This window comes from Nocardioides pymetrozini (assembly GCF_046058985.1).
In the GTDB taxonomy this organism is placed as follows: Bacteria; Actinomycetota; Actinomycetes; order Propionibacteriales; family Nocardioidaceae; genus Nocardioides.
Genome location: NZ_CP175556.1, coordinates 684,416 through 706,298 on the forward strand (window position 1 = coordinate 684,416; position 21,883 = coordinate 706,298).

General features: G+C 71.1%; 26 protein-coding genes. 9 read left to right on the forward strand and 17 right to left on the reverse strand.

Features of this window, described 5'->3' with window-relative positions; genetic code table 11:
• Nucleotide 1: 1 nt before the first annotated feature.
• From ACJ5H2_RS03295 to ACJ5H2_RS03330, 8 genes are all read right to left on the reverse strand, one after another.
• Nucleotides 2-991, reverse strand: a complete 990-nt coding sequence (locus ACJ5H2_RS03295) for a phosphotransferase enzyme family protein (RefSeq protein ID WP_408898135.1) — start codon at nucleotides 989-991, stop codon at nucleotides 2-4.
• Complete coding sequence (locus tag ACJ5H2_RS03300) at nucleotides 991-1,638, reverse strand: microcompartment protein (protein WP_408898136.1); 648 nt, start codon at nucleotides 1,636-1,638, stop codon at nucleotides 991-993. The genes ACJ5H2_RS03295 and ACJ5H2_RS03300 overlap by 1 nt, the downstream gene beginning before the upstream one ends.
• Before the next feature lie 50 nt (nucleotides 1,639-1,688).
• The gene (locus ACJ5H2_RS03305) at nucleotides 1,689-1,970 is read right to left on the reverse strand and encodes a BMC domain-containing protein (RefSeq protein ID WP_141800723.1); all 282 of its coding nucleotides are present in this window, start codon (nucleotides 1,968-1,970) and stop codon (nucleotides 1,689-1,691) included.
• 99 nt (nucleotides 1,971-2,069) lie between these two features.
• Nucleotides 2,070-2,324 (reverse strand): EutN/CcmL family microcompartment protein, encoded by a 255-nt coding sequence (locus tag ACJ5H2_RS03310; RefSeq protein ID WP_408898137.1) that lies wholly within the window; start codon nucleotides 2,322-2,324, stop codon nucleotides 2,070-2,072.
• Nucleotides 2,324-2,827 (reverse strand): hypothetical protein, encoded by a 504-nt coding sequence (locus ACJ5H2_RS03315; RefSeq protein WP_408898138.1) that lies wholly within the window; start codon nucleotides 2,825-2,827, stop codon nucleotides 2,324-2,326. The genes ACJ5H2_RS03310 and ACJ5H2_RS03315 overlap by 1 nt, the downstream gene beginning before the upstream one ends.
• Nucleotides 2,824-3,426: a BMC domain-containing protein gene (locus ACJ5H2_RS03320; RefSeq protein WP_408898139.1), complete on the reverse strand. Its 603-nt coding sequence runs from the start codon at nucleotides 3,424-3,426 to the stop codon at nucleotides 2,824-2,826. The genes ACJ5H2_RS03315 and ACJ5H2_RS03320 overlap by 4 nt, the downstream gene beginning before the upstream one ends.
• A 3-nt stretch (nucleotides 3,427-3,429) precedes the next feature.
• Nucleotides 3,430-5,040 (reverse strand): aldehyde dehydrogenase family protein, encoded by a 1,611-nt coding sequence (locus ACJ5H2_RS03325; RefSeq protein WP_408898140.1) that lies wholly within the window; start codon nucleotides 5,038-5,040, stop codon nucleotides 3,430-3,432.
• Complete coding sequence (locus ACJ5H2_RS03330) at nucleotides 5,040-6,326, reverse strand: aspartate aminotransferase family protein (RefSeq protein WP_408898141.1); 1,287 nt, start codon at nucleotides 6,324-6,326, stop codon at nucleotides 5,040-5,042. Before ACJ5H2_RS03330 ends, ACJ5H2_RS03325 begins: the two co-directional genes overlap by 1 nt.
• Nucleotides 6,327-6,544: 218 nt before the next feature.
• Here ACJ5H2_RS03330 and ACJ5H2_RS03335 point away from each other — a divergent pair, with 218 nt between their 5' ends.
• Nucleotides 6,545-8,113, forward strand: a complete 1,569-nt coding sequence (locus ACJ5H2_RS03335; protein ID WP_408898142.1) for an APC family permease — start codon at nucleotides 6,545-6,547, stop codon at nucleotides 8,111-8,113.
• A 72-nt stretch (nucleotides 8,114-8,185) separates the two neighbouring features.
• On the forward strand, nucleotides 8,186-9,190 hold the full coding sequence (locus ACJ5H2_RS03340) for a response regulator transcription factor (protein ID WP_408898143.1): 1,005 nt from the start codon (nucleotides 8,186-8,188) through the stop codon (nucleotides 9,188-9,190).
• A 24-nt stretch (nucleotides 9,191-9,214) separates the two neighbouring features.
• Here the strand turns inward: ACJ5H2_RS03340 and ACJ5H2_RS03345 are convergent, their stop codons facing one another.
• The 4 genes from ACJ5H2_RS03345 to ACJ5H2_RS03360 are packed head-to-tail and all read right to left on the reverse strand — an operon-like array spanning nucleotide 9,215 to nucleotide 13,166.
• On the reverse strand, nucleotides 9,215-9,994 hold the full coding sequence (locus tag ACJ5H2_RS03345) for an SDR family NAD(P)-dependent oxidoreductase (RefSeq protein ID WP_408898144.1): 780 nt from the start codon (nucleotides 9,992-9,994) through the stop codon (nucleotides 9,215-9,217).
• Between the two features lie 29 nt (nucleotides 9,995-10,023).
• Complete coding sequence (locus tag ACJ5H2_RS03350) at nucleotides 10,024-11,349, reverse strand: M20 family metallopeptidase (RefSeq protein ID WP_408898145.1); 1,326 nt, start codon at nucleotides 11,347-11,349, stop codon at nucleotides 10,024-10,026.
• A gap of 27 nt (nucleotides 11,350-11,376) precedes the next feature.
• Entirely contained in the window at nucleotides 11,377-12,903 is a 1,527-nt protein-coding gene (locus tag ACJ5H2_RS03355; protein WP_408898146.1) for a sodium:solute symporter, read from the reverse strand.
• A complete protein-coding gene (locus tag ACJ5H2_RS03360) occupies nucleotides 12,903-13,166 on the reverse strand; it encodes a hypothetical protein (RefSeq protein ID WP_408898147.1) in 264 nt (87 codons plus the stop codon). Before ACJ5H2_RS03360 ends, ACJ5H2_RS03355 begins: the two co-directional genes overlap by 1 nt.
• Before the next feature lie 225 nt (nucleotides 13,167-13,391).
• Here ACJ5H2_RS03360 and ACJ5H2_RS03365 point away from each other — a divergent pair, with 225 nt between their 5' ends.
• Together ACJ5H2_RS03365 and ACJ5H2_RS03370 are read left to right on the forward strand one after the other, a co-directional pair.
• Nucleotides 13,392-13,907 carry a thioredoxin family protein gene (locus ACJ5H2_RS03365; protein WP_408898148.1) on the forward strand — a complete coding sequence of 172 codons (516 nt, stop codon included), beginning with the start codon at nucleotides 13,392-13,394 and terminating at the stop codon, nucleotides 13,905-13,907.
• On the forward strand, nucleotides 13,904-14,377 hold the full coding sequence (locus tag ACJ5H2_RS03370) for a DUF4395 domain-containing protein (RefSeq protein WP_408898149.1): 474 nt from the start codon (nucleotides 13,904-13,906) through the stop codon (nucleotides 14,375-14,377). Before ACJ5H2_RS03365 ends, ACJ5H2_RS03370 begins: the two co-directional genes overlap by 4 nt.
• 111 nt (nucleotides 14,378-14,488) lie before the next feature.
• Here the strand turns inward: ACJ5H2_RS03370 and dtd are convergent, their stop codons facing one another.
• Genes dtd through ACJ5H2_RS03385 form a run of 3 tightly spaced genes read right to left on the reverse strand, consistent with a single transcriptional unit; the run spans nucleotide 14,489 to nucleotide 16,154 of the window.
• Nucleotides 14,489-14,917 (reverse strand): D-aminoacyl-tRNA deacylase, encoded by a 429-nt coding sequence (gene dtd / locus ACJ5H2_RS03375; protein WP_408898150.1) that lies wholly within the window; start codon nucleotides 14,915-14,917, stop codon nucleotides 14,489-14,491.
• Nucleotides 14,918-14,933: 16 nt separating this feature from the next.
• A complete protein-coding gene (locus ACJ5H2_RS03380) occupies nucleotides 14,934-15,779 on the reverse strand; it encodes an SGNH/GDSL hydrolase family protein (protein WP_408898151.1) in 846 nt (281 codons plus the stop codon).
• Between the two features lie 12 nt (nucleotides 15,780-15,791).
• On the reverse strand, nucleotides 15,792-16,154 hold the full coding sequence (locus ACJ5H2_RS03385; RefSeq protein ID WP_408898152.1) for a DsrE family protein: 363 nt from the start codon (nucleotides 16,152-16,154) through the stop codon (nucleotides 15,792-15,794).
• Nucleotides 16,155-16,190: 36 nt separating this feature from the next.
• Between ACJ5H2_RS03385 and ACJ5H2_RS03390 the strand changes: the two genes are divergently transcribed.
• From ACJ5H2_RS03390 to ACJ5H2_RS03405, 4 genes are read left to right on the forward strand one after another with little or no spacing between them, the layout of a single operon-like run.
• Nucleotides 16,191-16,685 (forward strand): FABP family protein, encoded by a 495-nt coding sequence (locus ACJ5H2_RS03390; RefSeq protein ID WP_408898153.1) that lies wholly within the window; start codon nucleotides 16,191-16,193, stop codon nucleotides 16,683-16,685.
• The gene (locus ACJ5H2_RS03395) at nucleotides 16,678-17,103 is read left to right on the forward strand and encodes a Fur family transcriptional regulator (protein WP_408898154.1); all 426 of its coding nucleotides are present in this window, start codon (nucleotides 16,678-16,680) and stop codon (nucleotides 17,101-17,103) included. The genes ACJ5H2_RS03390 and ACJ5H2_RS03395 overlap by 8 nt, the downstream gene beginning before the upstream one ends.
• The gene (locus ACJ5H2_RS03400) at nucleotides 17,100-17,567 is read left to right on the forward strand and encodes an adenylyltransferase/cytidyltransferase family protein (protein ID WP_408898155.1); all 468 of its coding nucleotides are present in this window, start codon (nucleotides 17,100-17,102) and stop codon (nucleotides 17,565-17,567) included. The genes ACJ5H2_RS03395 and ACJ5H2_RS03400 overlap by 4 nt, the downstream gene beginning before the upstream one ends.
• Complete coding sequence (locus tag ACJ5H2_RS03405) at nucleotides 17,564-18,520, forward strand: YgfZ/GcvT domain-containing protein (RefSeq protein ID WP_408898156.1); 957 nt, start codon at nucleotides 17,564-17,566, stop codon at nucleotides 18,518-18,520. The genes ACJ5H2_RS03400 and ACJ5H2_RS03405 overlap by 4 nt, the downstream gene beginning before the upstream one ends.
• 157 nt (nucleotides 18,521-18,677) lie before the next feature.
• Here ACJ5H2_RS03405 and ACJ5H2_RS03410 read toward each other — a convergent pair whose 3' ends face one another.
• Both ACJ5H2_RS03410 and cysD read right to left on the reverse strand, forming a co-directional pair.
• Entirely contained in the window at nucleotides 18,678-19,949 is a 1,272-nt protein-coding gene (locus ACJ5H2_RS03410; protein ID WP_408898157.1) for a sulfate adenylyltransferase subunit 1, read from the reverse strand.
• Nucleotides 19,949-20,863 carry a sulfate adenylyltransferase subunit CysD gene (gene cysD / locus ACJ5H2_RS03415; protein ID WP_408898158.1) on the reverse strand — a complete coding sequence of 305 codons (915 nt, stop codon included), beginning with the start codon at nucleotides 20,861-20,863 and terminating at the stop codon, nucleotides 19,949-19,951. Before cysD ends, ACJ5H2_RS03410 begins: the two co-directional genes overlap by 1 nt.
• A gap of 150 nt (nucleotides 20,864-21,013) precedes the next feature.
• Here cysD and ACJ5H2_RS03420 point away from each other — a divergent pair, with 150 nt between their 5' ends.
• Nucleotides 21,014-21,856, forward strand: a complete 843-nt coding sequence (locus ACJ5H2_RS03420) for a DUF4143 domain-containing protein (RefSeq protein WP_408898159.1) — start codon at nucleotides 21,014-21,016, stop codon at nucleotides 21,854-21,856.
• Nucleotides 21,857-21,883: the final 27 nt, after the last annotated feature.

The window sequence follows — 21,883 nt, forward strand, 5'->3', positions numbered from 1 at the left end:
GTCAGCTGAGGGAGGCGCCGTCCGACGCGACGTAGCGTCGCGCCAGCTCGACCGTGCCGGCGGTGTAGCCGGGCCCGAGGTCCTGGCACTCGCGGGAGTGTGCGTGCGAGCCCATCCAGGCGACGAGCAGCAGGCGACGCAGCATCACGAAGGTCGCGAGCATCGCCTCGTGCTCCGCCGGGAGCTCGGTGACCGAGCGGTAGCCGCGCAGCCACGCGGCCTGCCAGTCGGGCAGGCGCGGGTCGTGCTCGATGAACGACACCGCGGTGCCGAAGTCGTACAGGAACCACGAGTAGCCGCAGTCATCGAAGTCGATCACGGTGACGAGCTCACCCTCGACCAGCAGGTTCGCCAGACGCAGGTCGGCGTGGACGAGGCCGAACCGGTCGGCGCCGCTCCCGTACGCCGAGAGCCGCTCCCGCACGACCTCCACCGCGGCGCCGAGGGCCGCCTCCTCGGCCGGTCCGACCCCGATGCCGTCCTGCCAGCGTCCCCAGCGCGGCCGGTCGCCCAGCGTGTGCTCCCAGTCCCAGCTGAACCGCCGGAAGCCGTCGGGCGGCTGCCAGGACCGGGCGTGCAGGTGCATCCGCGCGGTGATCGCCCCGAGCGTCTCGAAGTCGGCCGTGCCGAGCGACACGTCGTCCGGCTCGATGCCGGGCACGACCCGGAACAGCACCGCGTGGCGCTCCTCGCCGTCGACCACCACCGTCGCGACCCGCTCGCCCTCGCTGCTGGGGACCACCTCGGACGTCGGGACCCCGGACTCCTCCCGTAGGGCCGCCAGCCAGGACAGCTCGCTCTCGATGTCCGCGCGCGCGTGGTAGCCGACCCGGTGCACGCGGAGGATCGCGCTGCGCTCGCCCTCCTCGACCAGGAAGGTCGCGTTCTCCGACAGGTTGATCATCCGCAGCGTGCAGTCCGGCCCGAAGCCGTACCGCGGCAGCACCAGCTCGGCGACCCGGGTGTCGGCGGCCGCGGTCGTGGTGCCCATCAGTGCTCCCGTCCCTCGATCGACTCCAGGACCTTCGTGATCCGGTCCCGCGCCAGCTCGACCTCGTCGGTGCTGCCGCTGAGATAGAGCCGTCCCGCGGCCCCGATGAACTGCACGTCCACCATGGTGATGCCGGGTGCGGCGCGCTCGGCCTCATTGGCCGCGACCGCGGCGAACAGGGCAGGAGCCATCTCGTAGACGAGCAGGGACTGTCCCGGCATGATCATCGACCCCGAACGGTTGCGGTTGAGGATCACCGCATGCTGGTCGGTGATGCTGTCGATGATGTCGTGGTACAGCACGCGCGGACGCAGCTGGTCACTGGCCGAGCTGCCGGTGCCGTCGAGGACGGCCTGACCGGCCGCCACCACGTCCTCCAGCGACGCGGCGTGCAGCTCGAGCACCCCGAACTGCCGCTCGACGAAGAGGATGCCCGGCTCGACGGACGGAGCGGCCCGGAGGGCGAGGTCGATCACGCGCTCGATGGCGAGCGCGGGCGCGACCTCGATGATGAGAGCGTGGTCGCCGGCGTACGGCGGGTAGCCCCGGGCGCGGGTGGGCGTGCCCAGGTAGGCGGCGAACTGCGGCTGCAGGTCCTCGACCATCAGGTAGACCCGCAGCTCCGCGCGGGCGTCGGTGGCGGCCATCGGACCTCCTCTTCTCGTGAGCTTGCTGTGCGGGGTGCGTCGGGGGAGAGCTACTTCGCGCTGACGTCGAAGTGGTTGCCGAGCTCGGCGTGGGGGCGCGGGATGACGTGCACGCTGACGAGCTCGCCCACCTGCGAGGCGGTCTCGGCGCCGGCCTCGGTCGCTGCCTTGACCGCGCCGACCTCGCCGGCGATGACGACGGCGACCAGGCCGTCGCCCACCTCCTGGCGGTCGGTGATGGTGACGTTGGCGGCCTTGACCATGGCGTCGGCGGCGGCGAGCGCGGCGACGAAGCCCTTGGTCTCGATCATGCCGATGGCGGTGCTGGACATGTGGTGCTCCTTGGTTGTGCGGTGGGTTGTGCGGTGGGTTGTGCGGTGGGTGGTGCGCGGGGGCCGGCGGCTCCCCGACGGTGGTGGCGACAGCGGGGGTCAGGACGGGGACGGCGGGTGGTCGACCGAGCCGATGACCAGGGCGTCGACGGGGGGCGGCGTCCCGGGGAACCAGGCCGCGGCGACCGAGCCCTGGGCGACCAGGACGGTCTCGCCGACACCACTGCCCAGGACGTCGAAGGCCACCAGGCGGCTTCCGCCGCCCTCGACCTCGACCTCCAGGAAGGCGCCGTTGGGCAGGCCGTCGATCCTCTTGGTGGACCAGACATTGCCGGTCACGACTGCTCTCAGCATCAGCGCTCCTTCTCGATGGGGACCCCCAGCGCGCGAGCCCTCTCGCGCGCCAGGGGAGTCAGCACGGCACGGCGACCGAGGACCAGCCGGCGGCCGGCCTCGGCGGCCTCCTTCACCTGGCGCTCGGTGACCGCGCCGGTGTCGATCCGCTGGGCCGGACGGTCCGTCGGTACGACGGTCGCGCCGCCGCCCTCGAGCCGGAAGCGCAGGCGCCCGGTCCGGAGGTCCTGCCGGTTCTTCGGGTTGTCGAACAGCGCCAGCAGGTGGCGGGCGAACCGGTCCAGGTCGGCGTCGTCCGCGATCCGCACGGCCTCGACCCGCTCCCGCGGCGCTGGCGGGGTGACGTGCTCGGCGCCCGCGACGCCGGCGGGAGGGGCCGGCGCCGCGGGTGTCGCCGGCAGGGGCGTGGCCGGCGTCGCCGGTGCGGCCGGGCCGGCGAGGTCCGCGACGACCTCGCGGACCACCTCCGCGATCACGGCACGCAGGTCGAGGGAGGCGCTCACGTCAGGCCCCGGAGCGCTTCCTCGGCGGCCTCCGCGGCCTGCCGCACGTCGGCCTCCTTGCCGGAGAGGTAGACCCGGCCGGTCGCCCCGATCATGCGGTAGTCGACGACCTTGACGTCGGCCGCCTTCTCCGCCTCGTTGGTCGCCACGATCGCGTACGACGCGGGCTGCACCTCGAGCACGTACAGCGACTCGCCGGGCAGCACCATCGAGCCGATCTTGTTGCGGTTGATGAGGAAGGCGTGCTGGTGGTCGATCGAGCTGATGATCTTGCTGGCCAGGATCTGGGGCCGCACTGCGCTGGCGGCCTCCGCTCCCAGCGCGTCGAGCACGCCGTCCGCGGCGGCCTTCACCGACCCGGTCTCGCCGTGGAACTCGAGGTAGCCGAACTGACGCTCGACGACGAGCACGCCGGCAGCCACGTCGGCGTGCTTCAGCGCGACGTCGGTGATCGGCTCGATGTCGATGCCGGGAGCCACCTCGATGATCTGCGCGGCCATGTGGGCGCGGGGCAGGGTGCCCTTGATCCAGGTGCCGAGATAGCACAGCGTCTGCGGCTGCAGCCGGTCGATGAAGATGAAGGAACGCAGTTCAGCCATGGGTCAGCCCTTGATGAGGTGGGAGAGTTCTTCGACGACGAGGCGACGCACCTGCTCGCGGAAGGCGGCGTCGTCGCCGGCGATGTCGTTGGTGGCGCCCGCGGCCCGCGCGCCGATCCGGTCGACCAGCGCGTCGACATGGGCCCGCCGCTGGTCGAGCCCGTCGAGACCCCGCTCGTCGTTCGACGCCAGCGGGTACGCCGGCACCGGACCGCGGTGGTCGCGCCAGGGGCTCAGCCCGGCGTACGCCGGCATCGCCTCGGCCGGATCGCTGTTGTAGGCGATCCGGGTCCAGTTGACGAGGTGCTTCGGCTGGAGGTTCTCCCCCAGGGCACTGCGGCCGACGAAGCCGGTGCCGATGGTCATCGTCGGCGCCAGGTTCGTGTCGAGGCCGGAGCTCCCGGTGCTGTTGCCGACGTTGACCGACACGCGCAGCACGGGGACGTCGGCGGCGTACCTCATGACGGTGGCCGGGTCGGTCGAGTGGATCGCCGCGCTGTGTCCGGCCCCTGCGATGCGCACGATGGCGCGGGCCGTGGCGATGCCGGTGGCCGCGTCGGGCACGCGGATCATCCCGAGCACCGGCGACAGCTTCTCGTGGGTGAGCGGCTCCTCGGGCACCGCGACGTCGAACGGCGCGACGAGGACCTTGGTGCGCGGGCCGACGCGGATGCCGGCCTGCTGTGCGATCCACGAGGCGTCCTTGCCGACGACGTCCACGTTGAGCCGGCGGTAGGGGAACATGAAGTCCCGCAGCCGTTGGGCGTCGTCCGCGCCGAGCACCGCGGCCCCGGCACGCTCGAGCTCGCGGACCAGCTTGTCGGCGACCGCCTCCTCGGCGATGAGCACCGACTCGTTGGTGCAGAGCACCGAGTTGTCGAACGCCTTGCTCTCGACCAGCCGCTGCGCGGCGGCACGGACGTCGGCGGACGCGTCGACGAGGACGGGCACGTTGCCCGGGCCGACGCCGATGGCCGGGTTGCCGGACCCGTACGCCGCCCGGACCACGCCGGTGCCGCCGGTGGCGAGGATGACGTTGGTGCGGGCGTCGCCCATCAACGCCTCGACGAGGGGGATCGTGGGCTCGGCGACGCACTGCACGATGCCGTCCGGCGCGCCGGCCTCGACCGCCGTCCGGGCGAGCAGCTGTGCTGCATCGTGGCAGCACTCCTTGGCCATCGGGTGCGGGCTGACGACGACCGCGTTGCGGGTCATCAGGGCGAGGATCACCTTGAAGAACACGGTGGCGACCGGGTTCGTGGACGGGGTGAGCGCGAGCACGACGCCGGCCGGCCGGGGCACCTCGACGATCTTGTCGTCGACCCGGACGCGGGGGCTGACGTAGTCGTGGCCGGCGTAGGTGTCGAGCAGACCGCGCGAGCACGCCTGGTTCTTGCGGACCTTGTGCTCGACGACGCCGAAGCCGGTCTCGCGGACCGCCCATTCGGCGTACTTCTGGGCGTTGGCGTGGGCGACGTCGGCGACGGCGCGCACGATCCGGTCCACATCCCCGGACGGGTAGGTCGCGAAGGAGCGTGCCGCCCAGCGGGCGCGTTCGAGCATGTGCCCCGCCTGTGCGGGCGCGGTGACGGGTCCGTTCGGCTGGTCGGCCATCAGCTTGCCCTCCGGCGGGAGACAGCGGGGTCGGCGGCCGCGCGGCCGATGGCCAGCGCGGTGCGGTCGAGCAGCTCCTCGACGAGCTCCGGAGTCATCAAGATGCCCGGCTTGTACTGAAGGACGCGCGGGTCGAGCGTGGAGAAGATCGCCCACACGCCCAGTGCGTAGAGCTCGCGCATGACGTACTTGGCGCCCTCCGGATGGGCGAACTCGAGGCCCAGGACGACGCCGTTCTGGCGGATCCCGACGAACCAGTCGGGATACAGCGCCTGCACCTGGTGCAGCCCGGAGCCGACCAGGTCGGCGATGTAGTGCACCATCGAGCGGACTTCGGGACGGCGGCTGATCTCGAGCGTCTTCAGCGCCGCGACACAGCCGAGCTCGGCGCCGCCGAAGGTCGAGATGTGGCCGAAGCCGTCCTCGCGCAGCCAGGCGCCGGCCCGCTCGCTGAGGAGCACAGCGGCGATCGGGTAGATCCCCCCGGAGAGCCCCTTGCCGGTGACCAGGATGTCCGGTTCGATGCCGTGCTTGGTGATGCCCCAGAGCTCCCCGGTACGCATCAGCCCGGTCTGCACCTCGTCGGCGATGTAGAGCGCGTCGTACTTCTCGCAGAGCCTCTTGACGGACTCGAGGTAGCCGGGCTGCGGGAGCGGGAAGCCGTACGTCGCGGGGATCGTCTCCATGATCACCGCAGCGACGTCGCGCCCCCTGAGTGCCTGCTCCATCGCCTCCAGGTCGTTGAACGGGACCTGCGGGAACTCCTCGGGCCGGTCGGCGAGGAAGAGCTTGGAGAAGCGGTCGTCGCCGGTGGCGACGGCGAGCCCGGTGTGGCCGTGGTAGGCCTTCACGATCGAGACGATCTTGCGCTTCTGCATGGCGTGCCGCGCGCTCTTGAGAGCGATGTCGATCGCCTCGCCGCCGCCCGAGGCGTAGGCGACCTTGGTGAGGCTCGGCGGTGCCGACTCGACGAGGGCCTCGGCGAGGGCCGTCCGTCCCAGTGAGGGGAAGTGGTGGTTGCCGACGTCGAAGCGGTCCATCGCCGTCTTCACGGCGGCGACCACCTCGGGGTTGCGGTGGCCGAGGTTGTAGGTGCCGCCGTTGAGGTGGACGTCGATCAGCCGTCGTCCGTCCATGTCCCAGAGCAGATAGCCCTCGCGGCGGTCGATCACCAGGTCGATCCCGCTGTCGGACCAGAACCTCGTCTTGTCCGGGTTCCAGTAGTGCGCCGACTTCTCGAGCATCGCTGCCTTCGAGTCGAAGCTGAACGCGTCGTAGTCGTGCATCGCCATCCCTTGGTGTCGGCGCCGTCTCCGCGGCCGCCGGAAGCCCGTGTGCCGAGAAGCCTGTTTGGTCAGACCGAAAAAGTCAATGGTTCAAGATCAATAAAATTGTCGGACCCAAAACCTTGATTTGGTCTGTTCGGTAGTGCCAGCATGCCCGGGATCTGGTGTGAGCCAGGACACAACGGGACGTGCTGCGAGGCACGGGAGAGAGAGTCCGCATGTCTGCAGAGGAGACGCGTACGGCGTCCGAGGCCGAGGCGGGGGTCCAGCGGCTGAAGCCGAACGCCGTGGGCCTGTTCGGGGTGATGTTCATGGCGGTGGCCACCGCCGCGCCGATCACCGCGATGGTCGGCAACGTCCCGATCGCGATCGGCTTCGGCAGCGGCGCGAACGCGCCCGCCGGCTACCTGGTCGCGACGATCGTGCTGGGGCTCTTCGCGCTCGGGTACTCGGCGATGGCCAAGCACATCGTCTCGACCGGGGCCTTCTACGGGTTCATCTCCCACGGCCTGGGCCGGGTGGTGGGCATGGGGGCCGGGGCGCTGACCACGCTGGCGTACGTCGTCTTCGAGGCCTCGCTGGTCGGCATCCTCTCGTTCTTCGCCGCGAGCTTCTTCTCCGCGCACACCTCGCTCGACATCTCGTGGGTCTTCTACGCGCTGCTGATGCTCGCCGTCAACGCGGTGCTGACCTACTACGACATCAACCTGACGGCCGTCGTGCTCGGCGGCTTCCTCGTCACCGAGATCGTGATGCTCGCCGCCATGACCGCCTCGGTCGTCGTCTCCGGCGGCGGTCCCCAGGGCTGGTCCCTGGGCTCGCTCAACCCGCTCAACGCGTTCTCCGGGCTCGACGGCTCCGTCGTCCACCCGGACACCGGCGCCACGCTCGCGGTGGCCGGCACCGCTGGCATCGGCCTGTTCTTCGCGTTCTGGTCGTGGGTCGGCTTCGAGTCCACTGCGATGTACGGGGAGGAGTCGCGCAACCCGAAGCGGATCATCCCCCGCGCGACCATGCTCTCGGTGCTCGGCATCGGCATCTTCTACGTCATCGTCTCGTGGTCCGCGATCGTCGGCACCGGCCCGGACAACGCCGTCGCCCTCGCCCAGGACAGTGCGACCGCCGGGCAGATCTTCTTCGGTCCCGTCGAGGAGCATCTCGGCCACTGGGCGGTCGTCGTCTTCGAGTTCCTGCTGATGAGCGGTTCGTTCGCCTGCGGCATGGCGTTCCACAACTGCGCGTCCCGCTACATCTACGCGATCGGCCGTGAGGACCTCGTCCCCGGCTTCGGGAGGACGCTCGGGGCCGCGCACCCGGTCCACGGCTCGCCGTACATCGCCGGCTTCGCGCAGACCACCGTCGCCACGCTGATCGTCCTCGGGTTCTACGTGACCGACCGCGACCCCTACGGCCAGCTCTACGCCCTCATGGCCATCCTCGGGACGACGGCGATCCTCATCGTGCAGGCGCTGGCCGCCTTCGCCTGCATCGCCTACTTCCACGTGCAGGGCAAGCACCCCGAGACGGCCAACCTGTTCCGGACCTTCCTCGCGCCGCTCGTCGGCGGCATCGGCATGGTCTACGTCATCTGGCTGCTGACCGAGAACGCCGGCTTCGCCGCCGGCGCCGCCGCGAGCGACGTCATCTTCAAGCTCTCGCCCTGGATCGTCGCACTGGTCGGGCTCTCCGGCCTCGGCTTCGCGCTGTGGGCCAAGAGGTTCGCCCCCGAGCGCTACGAGACCATCGGCCGCGTCGTCCTCGAGGACACCCAGGAACGTGAGGACTGAGACGTTCACGCGGACCCCGCCGGGGGAGCGGCGGAGGGCGTACGCTTCAGGGATCGCCAGCTGGGGGTCCCGATGAGCAGTCGTCCTTCGCCGCTCGACCTGGTGGCCGACGTGGCCGCCATCTGCGTCGAGCCCACGCCCGCGGCCGACCGGGCAGCCGCCGTCCTGCAGCGGATCGGCGAGGCCATCCCGCTCGAGGCCGCGGCCCTGTCGACCTTCGACCCGGTCGAGGGGCGCCACTTCACCGTGGCGGAGATCGGCTACAGCGATCCCGTGCTCAGCTATCTCAACGACGGATTCGTCAACGAGGACCCGGCGTTCCTCACCATGCGCTTCCGCAACCCGCGACCGCTGCGCTGGTGCGACATCCCCAACTACCGCAACATGTTCAGCGCTCACGAGGTCTTCATCCCCGGCGGGTTCGCCGAGGGCTCGACGACCTGCCTGTTCACGCGCGACGGGCGCTACACGGGGGCGCTTCACCTGAGCTCCGACTCGCCGCTGCCGATCAGCGACTCCGCCGTCGAGACCCTGATCGCCCTGCAGCGGGTGATCGCTCCGGTCATGGACGCGATGCGGCCACCGGCGGGCCAGACCTGGACCGAGCTCCTCGAGGAGGCGGGCGAGGCTGCCCTGCTCACCGCCGACCGACGGCTGGTCACGCTCCCCGGCCTGCGCCGGGACAGGTGGCTGGCCGACGACTCCCCGCTGGCGGCCGAGCTGCTGGCCGGCGCGGAGGGCGCGGCGCACGGGTTCACCTGGGTGTCCCCGGCCGGCCGCTGCCACGAGGTCCGCCGGACGCCGCTGGCGGCCGGCGTGCTGGTGACGCTGCGCGAGGCGGCGGCGCCGTACCGGCTCTCGCCGCGTGAGGTGCAGGTCCTCACCCTGGTCGCGGCCGGGCTCGGCAACCCCGACATCGGGCTCGCGCTGTCCCTCAGCCCGCGCACGGTCGCGACCCACGTGGAGCACATCCTCGCCAAGCTCGGCTGTGCCACGCGGGTCGCCGCAGCGAGCAAGGCGGTGGCGGAGGAGATCGTCCCGCTGCCGCCCGCCACGCCCTTGCTCGCCCGCACCTGAGGCTCCTCGGGGCCCGGGTCCGGGTCAGACGCCCAGCTCGACCGGCGTGCCGATCGTCCAGCCGCCGTCGACCAGCAGGTTGTCCCCGACCACGTGGTCGGCGAGCGGGCTCGCCAGGAACAGGACGGCGTTGGCCACGTCCTGCGGGCTCGCCCAGCGGCCGCGGGGGGTCTGCGCGGCGAGCGCGTCATGCGTGGCCTGGTCGTACAGCGCCGTCATGTGCGTTGTCACGAAGCCGGGCGCGACGGCGTTGACGTTGATGCCGTGGCCGGCGTAGTCGAGGGCGACCTGGCGGGTGAAGTTCACGATCGCGCCCTTCGTCGCGCAGTACGCCGCGAAGCCGGGGTTGCCGCGGAAGCCGCTGATCGAGCTGATGTTGACGATCTTCCCTGGCCTCCTGCGCCCGAGCAGCCCGCGGACCATCTCGCGCGTGCAGTGGAAGGTGCCGTCGACGTTGACGAGGAACTGGGTCCGCCAGGTCTCGTCGTCGGTCTCGTGGACACTGCCCTCCCGCAGGACTCCGGCGTTGTTGACGAGGATGTCGAGACCGTCGAGACGCTCGTCGAGGTCGGCGAAGACCGAGGCCACGTGCGCACTGGCGGTGACGTCGAGCTTCACGAACTCCGCGGAGCCGCCCGCGGCGACGATCACCGCGGCAGTCGGCTCGCCGCCCTCCCGGGCCTCCTCGGTGAGGTCGGCGACGACGACGTGCGCGCCGACCTTCGCGAGCGTGGTGGCGATGGCGCGGCCGATGCCGGACGAGCCTCCGGTGACGACGGCGTTCTTGCCGGTCAGGTCGATCATGGTCGAGTCCTTTCGATGGAGGGAGGGGTTCACTTCGCGCCGCACCAGTCGAGCGCGAGCGACGCGTAGGTCCGAGCGGCGAGGTGGACCTCGTCGACGAGGCAGTACTCGTCGTCGGCATGCGCGACCCTGAGGTCGCCGGGTCCGTAGCTGATCGCGGGAATGCCGGCCGCCGTGAGGAACGAGCAGTCCTCGACGGCACAGAAGCCGGCGACGGGAGGCGGTCCCTGGTACGCCGTCTGACCGGACACGCGCTCGTGTGCGGCCGCCACCGCCCCCGTGATGGCTGCCGCCGCGTCGCCCGGGTCGTTGGCCGGCCAGTTGAGCTTCCACTCCACGACCGGCGGGTGCTCGCGCAGCCAGCCGTCGGTCTGCGCGATCGCGCGGACCTGCGCCTCGACCTCGGCCTTGACGTCCTCCGGGTCGTCCTGTGGCGGGTACCAGATGCAGTACTCGATGGTCATGTACTCCGACAGGATGAACGGCACGAGCACGCCGTGCGGACCGCCCTGGACGACGCCGGGGTGGATCGTGAAGTGACCGGGCGCGAAGAGCGGGTGGGTCTTCGTGAAGGCCCACTCCTCCTCCAGTCGCTGCATCGCCTGGAAGACGAGCATCCCCTTGTCGATCGCGTTGACGCCGACGGCGCTGCCACCACCACCGGCGCGGATGGTCTGCCCGCGCATCGAGGAGTGCGTCGCCTTGCCCTGCACCGTCACCGAGAACCAGAGCAGCCCAGGCGTCACCGGGATGACGCCGAGGGTGGTCGGGCCGCTCGGCTCGGCGACGACGGCCGCGTCGGCGCGGTAGCCGTGCTCGATCGTCGAGGTGACGCCGCACTCGTGGTCCATCACCTCCTCGCCGACCACGGCCTGGACGATCAGGTCTCCGTCGAGCGTGACGCCGGCCCGCTGCAGCGCCTTGACCGCGAACGCCTGGGCCACCAGGCCCGCCTTCATGTCGCTGGCGCCGCGCCCCCAGACCCGGTCGCCGTCGACCTTGCCCGAGAACGGGTCGCCCGAGGTCCATCGGTCCGGGTTGCCGGGCGGCACGACGTCGACGTGGCCGTTGAGGATCAGCGACCGGCCGCCGCCGGTGCCCTTCAGGGTGCCGACCGCGTTGTCGCGCCCCTTCTCCACCGCCCAGTACTCGACGTCGGCGCCGGCGTCCTCGTAGATCTCGCCGACGAGACGCGACACGCGACCCTCGAGGCCGACCACCTCGTCGTACACCTGACCGGGGTACTTCGGGTTCACGCTCGGGATGGAGATGACCTCGGAGAGTGTCGTGACGAGGTCGTCCTTGAGGGCGTCGACCGCCGCGAGCACACGGTCGTGGGTCTCCTGGGATGCCATGGCTGAGCTCCTTCGGATCGGGAGGTGTCAGTGGGTGGGGGACAGGGAGGGCCGGGGCTGCGACCTCCCGGCCTCGAACAGCTCGTCGACCCGGCGCCGCTCCTGGTCGGAGTGCGGAAGCAGGTAGGCCAGCACGACGTACACCACGAGGTTGATCGCGAGGGCGACGACTCCGCTGGTGAGGCTGCCGAGACCGGGCATGTCGTCCGGGTACTGCCAGGTCAGGACGGCGGCGACGACGAAGCCGGTGCACATCGAGGCGAGGGCCGCGACCTTGGTGCCGCGCCTCCAGAACATGCCGAGGAACATCGGCACCGCGAGCTGGACGATGCCCTGGTACGACATCTGGGCCAGCAGCTGGAGACGCGGGTAGTCGAAGGCGACGTACGCCATCACCGCCGAGGCGAGCATGTAGACGACCATCGAGCCCTTGGCCACGACCTTGAGCTGGAAGTCGGTCCGCGGGGAGATCACGTGCACGATGTCGTTGGCGATCTGCGCCCCGCACACCTGCACGCAGCCGTCGATCCAGCCCATGCTGGCAGCCAGGACGATGACCAGTGCCATGCCGAGCAGCCACTGCCCGCCGCGGTCGTAGAGCAGCGTGAACCAGCCGTCCTGCGGCGCTCCGGCGATGTCGGTCATCGACGCGGCGGCGAGGGCGACGAGGGTGAGCATGAGGTAGAAGCCGCCGGCCACCACCATCGTCTGCAGCGTGCCCTTCTTGACGCTGCGCACGCCCTTGGCCGTGTAGATCCGTTGATAGCTCGTCGGCCAGCACAGCGAGCCGATGACACCGGTGACGATGAGGGAGAAGAGGTACCAGGGCCCGTAGCTCCCGCCGTCGCCCGGCACCCGCAGCAGGGCGTCGGGGAGATCGCCGATCGCGCCGAAGCCGCCGGTGTCGGCTGGCCCGAACAGGATCCCGAGACAGACCAGGGCCGCCAGCCCGTAGGCCACGATGCCCTGCACGAGGTCCGTGATGACGAGGCCGCGCATGCCCATCTGCACAGTCCAGATCTGCCGGACGGCGATCACCACCACGCCCACGACCAGGCAGGTGGTCACCGACCACTGGCCGAAGCTGGCGAAGCGGAAGATCAGACCCATCGCCTGCATCCCGAGGACGATCCACGGGAACAGGCACACGACGCCGATCGCGCTGGCGATGACGCGCACCGCCGGGGACTGGAACCGCAGACCGAGCATGTCGGGCTGCGTCTTGAGGTCATAGCGCTTACCCCAGAGCCAGGCTCGCTCCGCCATCAGGTACATGGCGGTGACGCCGAGCAGCGAGTAGGCCAGCGCGTAGAACCCGAGCACACCGGCGCCCACGCTGAGGCCGAAGAAGGCGGTGTACGTCGCGCCGGGCCACCAGGAGTTGGTGTAGGACATCGCGATGTACCAGCTGCTGAACGACCGGCCGCCGACGGCGTAGTCGGAGAACGACTTGGCGTTGCGGTTCGTCGCGTAGAGGACGAACACGATGAGCGCGAAGAACGCGGCGAGCAACCCGAGGGTGACGGCCATCGAGCCGGTCATGGACTCCGCCATCAGAGCGCCACCTCCTCGGGCTCCTCGCCCACCTCGCCGCGGATGTTCTCGAAGACCCACAGCAGCCACACCGCACCGGTGGCGAGGAGGGCGTCGAAGATCCAGTAGGCGACGCTGAACGGCACGCCGAGGATGGGGGTGTCGACGCCGCTTCCCGCCAGGTAGAGGGGCGGGAACACGGCGAGCAGGATGCTGGCTCCGAAGAGCAGCCAGAAGATCGTCATCTTGGTCCGTGACGACATCGCACGGATGGCGCTTGTCATGGGTCCTCCAGGGTTCGGTCTGACCGAGATGGCCCGAAACTATGTGCGCTGGGTCACGCCCGGTATCGGCTCCCGTGCCCGGAAATCGGCCTGCCGGGGCCGTGGGCATCCGTCAGATGACGGATGCCCACGCCTGCGAAACTCGCCCGCGGAGCGGACGTCCTGGTCGGACCGGATGCGAGGAGCGGTGGAATAGGGGTGATCCCCACCTGGTTGGAGAAGACCGTGACCGGACTCGCGCTCCTCGGGCTGGCCCTCGCCGTGGCGGTCGGCTTCGGGCTCTACCGCCGTCGTACCGACGGCCGCTTCGCCGCCCCGGCGCGTCGGCCCGCGGGTGGGACGAGCCAGCCGGTGGCCGAGCCGGTGGTCGAGCCGGTGGTCGAGGTGCGAGGAGTGCCAGCGACGAGCCTCGAGACCACCCCGTGGTCCACCGTCGCCGCTGCCGTCCCCGGCGCGGTGCTGGGGGAGCGCGCCACCCTGCTGCAGTTCTCGAGCGCCTTCTGTGCGCCCTGTCGGACCACCCGGGTCGTCCTGGCCGACGTCGCCCGCACCGTGGACGGCGTCGTCCACGTGGAGGTCGACGCCGAGCAGCATCTCGAGCTGGTCCGCGCACTCGACGTACGCCGTACGCCCACCACCCTCGTCCTCGATCGCGACGGCAACGAGGTCACCCGTGCCGCCGGCGCTCCCCGGCGCGACCAGGTGCTGTCCGCCCTCCCGGCCCTCCAGGAGTCCCGATGACCGCCACCGCCGCCCGCCCCGGCATCGACCCGCGCGGACCGCGCTTCACCGCCGCCGTCACGCTCGTGGTGTTCGCGGTCGCCCTGCTCCTCTCCGACGCGGCGCCGGTCGCCGCGGCGGTCCTGACCGGGGTGCAGGCGACGCTCTTCGCGATCGGCGCCGTCCTGGGCGTGCAGCGGACGCCGACCGGGCTGCTCTTCCGCTCCCTGGTCCGTCCGCGGCTCGCTCCGCCGGACCACCTCGAGGATCCCGCCCCGCCGCGCTTCGCCCAGGCCGTCGGCCTCGTCTTCGCCGTGGTGGCGACGGTCGGCTTCGCGACCGGGGCGATCCTGCTCGGCCAGGTCTTCGCCGCCTTCGCCTTCGTCGCCGCCTTCCTCAACGCGGTCTTCGCGTTCTGCCTGGGTTGCGAGATGTACCTGGTCGGGCTGCGCGCGGTGCGTGGCCGCGGGCGGATTCACCACGGGATGTAGCCGAACCCGAGCATCTGTAGCGGAGTTCCACCGGGGGAGGTCGGACTGACCTACATCCCGTGGTGAATCCGCCCCCGCCGGACCAGGACCCGCCGCGCGCCCCGTCCCACCTCAGGGCGACTCGAGCAGCACCGTGAACGGCCCGTCGTTGACCGAGCTCACCTTCATGTCCGCGCCGAAGACCCCGCGCTCGACCTGCGTGCCGGCGGCCTCGAGGGCGGCGCAGACCGCCTCGTAGAGCGGCTCGCTGACCGCGCCGGGGGCGGCGGCGACCCAGGTGGGACGGCGCCCCTTGCGCGCGTCGCCGTACAGGGTGAACTGGGAGACGACCAGGGCCGGGGCTCCGGTCTCCCCGATCGACCGCTCGCCGTCGAGGATGCGCAGGTCGCGGATCTTGCGGGCCATCCACGCGACCTCGGCCTCGCCGTCCGCGTGGGTGATGCCGAGGTAGACGAGTAGGCCGGGGGAGTCGAGCGCCCCGACGACCCGTCCGCCGACGGCGACCGACGCGGAGGACACCCGCTGTAGGACCGCCCGCATCAGGACGCCGTCCCGGTCACTCGACCACGTCCGCCAGCAGGTCGGCGACCATCTCCTGCTCCTCGGCGTACGGGTGCCAGGCCAGACCCTTGCGGCCCTTCGCCGGAGCCGTGCCCGCGATCCACGGGTCGTCGGCGCAGATGTCGTGGCCGCGGCTGGGCGTCGCGGTGTCGAGATAGGTCACGCCGCGCCGCTGGGCGACCGCCGCGGCCGCGGCGTTGATGCTGTCGACCACGTGACGCACGAGGGGGAGGTCGCCGGCGGCGATGCCGAGCTCGGTGCAGGTGCCCTCGTCGGGGAAGATCGACGGGTAGCCGACCAGGACCACCTGCGCGTCGGGGGCCCGCTCGGTCACGGCGTCGACCACCCCGTCGATGCGCTCCTCGACCTGGTCGAGGGCGGCCTGGATGCCCTGGGCGCCGGCGGCCTGGTCGGCCTCGGTGCACGGAGCCCCGGACGGGTCCGCCATCCCCAGCTTCACGCAGGTGATGAACACGCGCACCGACAGGCCGAGGTCGTTGAAGCCCAGGCCGATCGTCACCAGGTCGGTCTTCTCGTCGACGGCCTCGATCTGCGGCGCGACCCCGCGGCCGCGGATCTTCTGCTCGCCCTCGACGGCGTCGGTCGGCGCTCCCGAGCAGCTCACGTCGGTCAGGTCGAGCTTCTCGCGCTCGGCCAGCAGGTGCGGGTAGTTGTTCTTCGAGCGCACGCAGCCGTTGCGACCGTCGGCGGGGCCGATCAGCGGGCCGGCGGTGTAGGAGTCGCCGAGGGCGACGTACGACCGTCGGCTGCCGGAGTCCTGGCAGGCGCTCAGCGTGGCGGCCAGGGCGGCCGCCAGGAGCAGGGCGGTGGCGCGGCGCATGGGAGAACCCTCTCAGTAGACGAGGGCCTGGGCGCCCTCGGCCAGTGCTTCCTCGACGAAGACCGCCGCGCCTGCGATCCGTACGCCGTCGAGCAGGTCCTCCTCGTCCAGCGAGCGCCGGGCGGCGCACTGGGCGCAGACGGTCACCCGGCCCGTGGCCAGGACGGTGTCCAGGAGGTCGGTCAGCGGCGTCGCCAGCGGCAAGGTGAGCTCGGCGGCGCGTCCGGGCACGGCGAGCCACGCGGCCTCACCGGTCAGCCAGAGGGACACCGGTGCCCCGGAGACGGCCGCCGCTGCCGCGACGGTGAACCCCTGGTTGCAGCGTTCGGGCTCGTCCGTTCCGCAGGTGACCTTCACGACGAGGCTGCGCGACATGGGTCAGAGCCTACGCAGTCCCTAGACTGGTCGATCGTGGCCTTCGAACTCCCCGACAACCTGCACCCCGACTGCGGCCCGATCGCGTGGATGCTCGGCACCTGGCGCGGCAACGGCCACGGCGACTACCCGACGATCGAGCCGTTCCAGTTCGGCCAGGAGCTCATCTTCACCCACGACGGACGCCCGTTCTTCCACTACATGGCGCGTGCCTGGATCGTCGACGAGAACAACCAGAAGGTGCGCGACGCGGCGATCGAGACGGGGTTCATCCGGGCCGTCGGTGACGGTCGCTTCGAGATCCTGCTGACCCACAACACCGGCATCGCCGAGATCTGGGAGGGCCAGGCCGACAACGGGAAGTTCGAGTGGACCACCGACGCTGTGGCACGCACCGAGACAGCCAAGGAGTACGTCGCGGGCAAGCGCCTCTACGGCAATGTCGAGGGTGACCTGCTCTACGCCTTCGACATGGCCGCGATGGGCCAGGCGCTGCAGCCGCACCTGTGGGCGAGGCTGAAGCGTGCCTGACGAGGCGGACTGGCGCGCGGCCCTCCGGGAGCGGGGCTACCGGCTGACCCCCCAGCGCGAGCTGATCCTCGGCGCGGTGGACGAGCTCGGCCACGCCACCCCCGACGAGGTGCTGGCCCACGTGCAGCAGACCGTCAGCACCATCAACGCCTCGACCGTCTACCGCACGCTGGAGGTGCTCGAGGAGCTCGGCCTGGTGCGGCACGCGCACCTCTCGGACCGCGCCCCGACCTACCACTCGACGCGCGGCCACGTTCACTTCCACCTGGTCTGCCGGGGCTGTGGCGAGGTGATCTCCGTCGACGAGGAGGAGGCGGCGCCGTTCGTCGCCGCCCTCGCGACCCGGGGCTTCGTCCCGGACCTCGGCCACCTCACCGTCTTCGGCCGCTGCGCCCGCTGCGAAGGAGAGCACGCGTGACCACCGTCTTGACCTACGGGACCTTCGACCTGTTCCACATCGGCCACCTGCGCCTGATCGAGCGGCTCGCCGGCCTCGGCGACCGCCTCGTCGTCGGCGTCTCGACCGACGAGTTCAACGCCGGCAAGGGCAAGAAGTCGGTCGTGTCCTACGACGACCGCGCGGCCATCGTCAACGCCATCAAGGGCGTCGACCTGGTCATCCCCGAGCGGTCCTGGGACCAGAAGCGCGCCGACATCGTCGCGCACGGCGTGGACCTCTTCGTGATGGGCGACGACTGGACCGGGAAGTTCGACGACCTCCGCGACGTTTGCGAGGTGAGGTACCTGCCGCGCACCTCGGGTGTGTCGAGCACCGAGATCAAGGAGATGCTCCGCACGCTCGACCCGGCACACATCGAGGAGATGCAGGCAGCCCTCGGCACCCTCACCCGACTCCTCGAGCACTACAGGGACCTCACATGACCAGCCCCCTCCTCGCCCTGCCCGGCGCCGTTGCCGGCGACGGCATCGACGCGGGCGTCGCCGCCCACTACGGCAGCCTCTTCGGCGAGCAGCGCGCGCTCGCGGCCGGCGAGGGCTTCGTCGACCTGTCCCACCGCGACGTGCTGCGGGTGTCGGGACCGGACCGGCTGGGCTGGCTGCACTCGATCACGACCCAGTACTTCGAGGGCCTCGAGCCCGGTCGGTGGGTCTCCGCCCTGGTGCTCAGCCCGCAGGGGCACGTCGAGCACGCGTTCGCCGGCGTGGACGACGGCGAGGCGTTCACCGCGCACACCGAGCCGGGCCGCGCCGCTGCGCTCATCGCGTTCCTCGAGCGGATGAGGTTCATGATGCGCGTCGAGGTCGCCGACGTCACCAGCGAGCTCGCCGTGGCCTGGCGTCCCTCCGGTGGCGGCCGGTACGACCTCGTGCCGCGCGACCAGCTGGCGTCGTACGCCGAGGCCGCGGGGCCGGCCGCCGGCCTCTGGGCCTTCGAGGCGCTGCGGATCGAGCGCGGGGAGCCGCGCCTCGGCATCGACACCGACGAGCGGACCATCCCCAACGAGGTCGGCTGGCTCGCCGGTGAGCACCGCTGGGCCGCGGTGCACATGGACAAGGGCTGCTACCGCGGCCAGGAGACGGTGGCCCGGGTCCACAACCTGGGCCGGCCGCCCCGGCGGCTGACCCTGCTCCACCTCGACGGCTCCGAGAACCGGCTTCCCGCGGCGGGCACCGAGGTGCTCCCCGAGGCCGGTGGCCGGGCGGTCGGCGTCGTCGGCTCCTCGGCCCGCCATCACGAGCTCGGCCCCATCGCGCTCGCGCTGCTCAAGCGCAACACCGACGTGACCGCACCGCTGGTCGTCGACGGCCTGCCCGCCGCCCAGGAGGTCGTCGTCGACCCCGAGGTCGGGCTGCACTTCCGTCCCCAGCGCTGACCCGGCAGGAACTGGCACAGGATTGGCGCCGACCCGGCAGAAGCCGGCTCAGAAATGACGCCGACCCGGCAGAAGCCTCTGCCGGGTCGACGTGACTCTCAGGCCGGTTCCTGCCGGGTCGGCGGAGAACAGGCGCCCGTTCGTGCCGGGTCGGCGCTCAGCCGTTGATCATGCCGGCGCCGACGGTCACGCCGGTCGCCTCGTCGATCAGGATGAACGAGCCCGTGGTGCGGTTCTTCGAGTACGGGTCGCACAGCAGCGGGACCGTGGTGCGCAGCGTGACGCGGCCGATCTCGTTGACGCCGAGCTCGTTGGTCGACTGGTCGCGGTGCAGGCTGTTGACGTCGAGTCGGTACTGGATGTCCTTGACGAGCGCGCGACCGGTGCGGGTCGTGTGCTTGATCGCCAGCTTCTGCCGCGGCTGCAGCGGGCTCGTGGTCATCCAGCAGATCATCGCGTCGATGTCCTGGCTGGGGGTCGGGGCGTTCTTGACCCGCGCGATCATGTCGCCGCGCGACACGTCGACGTCGTCCTCGAGGTGCACCGTCACGCTCATCGGCGGGAAGGCCTCGGTGATCTCCCGGTCGAACAGGTCGATCTTCGCGATCTTCGAGGTCATGCCCGACGGGAGGACGACGACCTCGTCGCCCGGCTTGAGGATGCCGCCCGCGACCTGGCCGGCGTAGCCGCGGTAGTCGTGGAACTCGTCCGACTTCGGCCGTACGACGTACTGCACGGGGAAGCGCGCGTCGATGAGGTCGCGGTCGGAGGCGACGTGCACGTGCTCGAGGTGGTGCATGAGCGTGGGACCGGAGTACCACGGCATGTTCTCGGAGCGGGTCACGACGTTGTCGCCCTGCAGTGCCGAGATCGGGATGACCTCGAGGTCGGGCACGTTGAGCTTGGTCGCGAACTGCGTGAACTCGGCGTAGATCCGCTCGTAGACCGTCTGGTCGAAGTCGACGAGGTCCATCTTGTTGACCGCGAGCACCAGGTGCGGGACGCGGAGCAGCGAGAGGATCACGGCGTGCCGGCGCGACTGCTCGGTGAGGCCCTGGCGGGCGTCGACGAGCACCAGGCCGAGGTCGGCGGTGGAGGCGCCGGTGACCATGTTCCGCGTGTACTGCACGTGGCCGGGGGTGTCGGCGATGATGAACTTGCGGTTGGGCGTCGCGAAGTAGCGGTAGGCCACGTCGATGGTGATGCCCTGCTCGCGCTCGGAGCGCAGGCCGTCGGTCAGCAGCGCGAGGTCGGTGTAGTCGTAGCCCTTCGCCTCGCTGGTGGCCTCGACCGCCTCGAGCTGGTCCTCGAAGATCGACTTCGAGTCCAGCAGCAGGCGGCCGATCAGCGTCGACTTGCCGTCGTCGACGGAGCCGGCGGTGGCGAAGCGCAGGAGGTCCATGCCATAGCCAGAGGTGGTCGCGGACATCAGAAGTAGCCCTCCTTCTTGCGGTCCTCCATGGCGGCCTCGGAGAACCGGTCGTCACCGCGGGTGGCGCCCCGCTCGGTGACCCGGGCGACGGCGACCTCCTCGATGATCTCGGGGATGGTGCTGGCGGTGGACTCCACGCAGCCGGTCAGGGTCAGGTCGCCGACGGTGCGGAACCGGACGGTGCGCTCCTCGACGACCTCGCCGTCGCGCAGGGGGTTGTGCTCGCTCTCGCTCAGCAGCATCCCGTCGCGCAGGAACACCCGCCGCTGGTGGCTGAAGTAGATCGACGGGATCTCGATGCCCTCGCGGCCGATGTAGTCCCAGATGTCGAGCTCGGTCCAGTTGGAGATCGGGAAGATCCGCATGTGCTCGCCCTCGTGCAGGCGACCGTTGTAGAGGCTCCAGAGCTCGGGGCGCTGGTTCTTGGGGTCCCACTGGCCGAACTCGTCGCGGTGGGAGTACACGCGCTCCTTGGCGCGGGCCTTCTCCTCGTCGCGGCGCCCGCCGCCGAAGGCCGCGGTGAAGCCGTTCTCCTCGATCGCGTTGAGCAGCGTGCCGATCTGCAGCCGGTTGCGGGAGGTCTTGCCGTCGTCGACGACGACGCCGTCGGCGATGGCCTGCTCGACGCTGGCGACGATCAGCCGCACGCCGAGCCGGTTGACCCAGTTGTCGCGCGTGGCGAGGACCTCGGGGAAGTCGTAGCCGGTGTCCACCTGGAGCACGGGGAAGGGGATCTTCGCCGGGTAGAACGCCTTCTCGGCGAGGCGCATCATCACGATGGAGTCCTTGCCGCCGGAGAACATCAGGACCGGCTTCTCGAACTCGGCCGCGACCTCGCGGAAGATGTGGATCGACTCTGCCTCCAGCTGGTCCAGCTGGCTGAGGCGGTAGTCGCTGTGCGTCTGAGTCATGCCTGGGCGACCCGTCCTTTCGGTGTTCTGCCTGCGGGCCCGTTCATCGTGCCACGCATCGCCTTCCAGCGGGGCATCGGCACGGGCGCCGTAGACAAATCGGCGAGTTTCGTCGCGGCCGGCGCCCTCGCGCCCCCTACGCTGAGCACCGTGGCCGCCGACCTCGTCGCCCGACTGGGCTCGCGCGCCCTCGTGCCCGGGGAGGTCCGGACCACCTGGGAGGTCCCCGACTACGTGGCGCTGATGACCCGCGAGGGCGAGTCCACCGTGGCGGAGAACCCTCTCGCGGCCGAGGTCGAGCAGGTCGTGCGCCGCGCCCGGGCACTGCGCCGGCTCGACCCCGACCGGATGCGCGCCGTGCTGCGCGCCCTCGCCGACCCGCCCGCGGCCGAGCTGAACAAGGCCCGGATCGCGTCGGCCGCCGACCTTCCCGTCACCACCCTGGGCCCGTACGTCGACGTCCTGGTCCGGCTCGGCGTGGTGGTGCTGCTGCCGGGCTGCCGCGCGAGCGTCGCCAAGCGGGCGATCGGCCGCCCACGCGCGCTGTTCACCGATCCCGCGCTCGCCCGCCACCTCGCCGCCGTCCCGAGCGAGCTGCTGACCGAGCTCGCCGGGCGCGCCCGCCTGGCTCCGCTGCTGCGCACCCTGGTCGCCGTCGAGCTCCTCCGGCAGCAGGGGACGAGCATCGTCGAGCACCGGGTGAGCCACCTGCGCGAGCGCAACGGGCTCGAGGTCGACCTGGTCGTGGAGCTCCCCGACGACACCGTGTTCGGGATCGAGGTGCGCACCGCCGCCAGCGTGCGTCCGCACCAGTTCGCCGCCCTGCACGCCCTCGCGCGGCGCGCGGGCGGGCGGTTCCGCGGCGGCGTGGTGCTCAACACCGCCACCCGCGGTCATGTCCACGGCCCGCGCCTGTGGAGCCTGCCGATCGCTGCGATCTGGGACCAGGAAAGCGCCGTCTTCCCGTCACCGGCCGGCCACCGGGCCTCCTGACCCCGTTCAGGGAGCGGTCGCAGCCTC

Excerpts from the sequence above, each read along its gene's own strand:
- ACJ5H2_RS03370 (WP_408898149.1), top strand. The coding sequence starts at position 13,904 with ATGACCGCCACCGCCGCCCGCCCCGGCATCGACCCGCGCGGACCGCGC.
- cysD (WP_408898158.1), bottom strand. The coding sequence starts at position 20,863 with ATGACTCAGACGCACAGCGACTACCGCCTCAGCCAGCTGGACCAGCTG.
- ACJ5H2_RS03340 (WP_408898143.1), top strand. The coding sequence starts at position 8,186 with ATGAGCAGTCGTCCTTCGCCGCTCGACCTGGTGGCCGACGTGGCCGCC.
- ACJ5H2_RS03305 (WP_141800723.1), bottom strand. The coding sequence starts at position 1,970 with ATGTCCAGCACCGCCATCGGCATGATCGAGACCAAGGGCTTCGTCGCC.
- ACJ5H2_RS03405 (WP_408898156.1), top strand. The coding sequence starts at position 17,564 with ATGACCAGCCCCCTCCTCGCCCTGCCCGGCGCCGTTGCCGGCGACGGC.
- ACJ5H2_RS03355 (WP_408898146.1), bottom strand. The coding sequence starts at position 12,903 with ATGGCGGAGTCCATGACCGGCTCGATGGCCGTCACCCTCGGGTTGCTC.
- ACJ5H2_RS03300 (WP_408898136.1), bottom strand. The coding sequence starts at position 1,638 with ATGGCCGCCACCGACGCCCGCGCGGAGCTGCGGGTCTACCTGATGGTC.
- ACJ5H2_RS03380 (WP_408898151.1), bottom strand. The coding sequence starts at position 15,779 with ATGCGCCGCGCCACCGCCCTGCTCCTGGCGGCCGCCCTGGCCGCCACG.
- ACJ5H2_RS03350 (WP_408898145.1), bottom strand. The coding sequence starts at position 11,349 with ATGGCATCCCAGGAGACCCACGACCGTGTGCTCGCGGCGGTCGACGCC.
- ACJ5H2_RS03320 (WP_408898139.1), bottom strand. The coding sequence starts at position 3,426 with ATGGCTGAACTGCGTTCCTTCATCTTCATCGACCGGCTGCAGCCGCAG.
- ACJ5H2_RS03330 (WP_408898141.1), bottom strand. The coding sequence starts at position 6,326 with ATGCACGACTACGACGCGTTCAGCTTCGACTCGAAGGCAGCGATGCTC.
- ACJ5H2_RS03345 (WP_408898144.1), bottom strand. The coding sequence starts at position 9,994 with ATGATCGACCTGACCGGCAAGAACGCCGTCGTCACCGGAGGCTCGTCC.
- ACJ5H2_RS03335 (WP_408898142.1), top strand. The coding sequence starts at position 6,545 with ATGTCTGCAGAGGAGACGCGTACGGCGTCCGAGGCCGAGGCGGGGGTC.
- ACJ5H2_RS03310 (WP_408898137.1), bottom strand. The coding sequence starts at position 2,324 with ATGCTGAGAGCAGTCGTGACCGGCAATGTCTGGTCCACCAAGAGGATC.
- ACJ5H2_RS03295 (WP_408898135.1), bottom strand. The coding sequence starts at position 991 with ATGGGCACCACGACCGCGGCCGCCGACACCCGGGTCGCCGAGCTGGTG.
- ACJ5H2_RS03325 (WP_408898140.1), bottom strand. The coding sequence starts at position 5,040 with ATGGCCGACCAGCCGAACGGACCCGTCACCGCGCCCGCACAGGCGGGG.
- dtd (WP_408898150.1), bottom strand. The coding sequence starts at position 14,917 with ATGCGGGCGGTCCTACAGCGGGTGTCCTCCGCGTCGGTCGCCGTCGGC.
- ACJ5H2_RS03410 (WP_408898157.1), bottom strand. The coding sequence starts at position 19,949 with ATGTCCGCGACCACCTCTGGCTATGGCATGGACCTCCTGCGCTTCGCC.
- ACJ5H2_RS03360 (WP_408898147.1), bottom strand. The coding sequence starts at position 13,166 with ATGACAAGCGCCATCCGTGCGATGTCGTCACGGACCAAGATGACGATC.
- ACJ5H2_RS03385 (WP_408898152.1), bottom strand. The coding sequence starts at position 16,154 with ATGTCGCGCAGCCTCGTCGTGAAGGTCACCTGCGGAACGGACGAGCCC.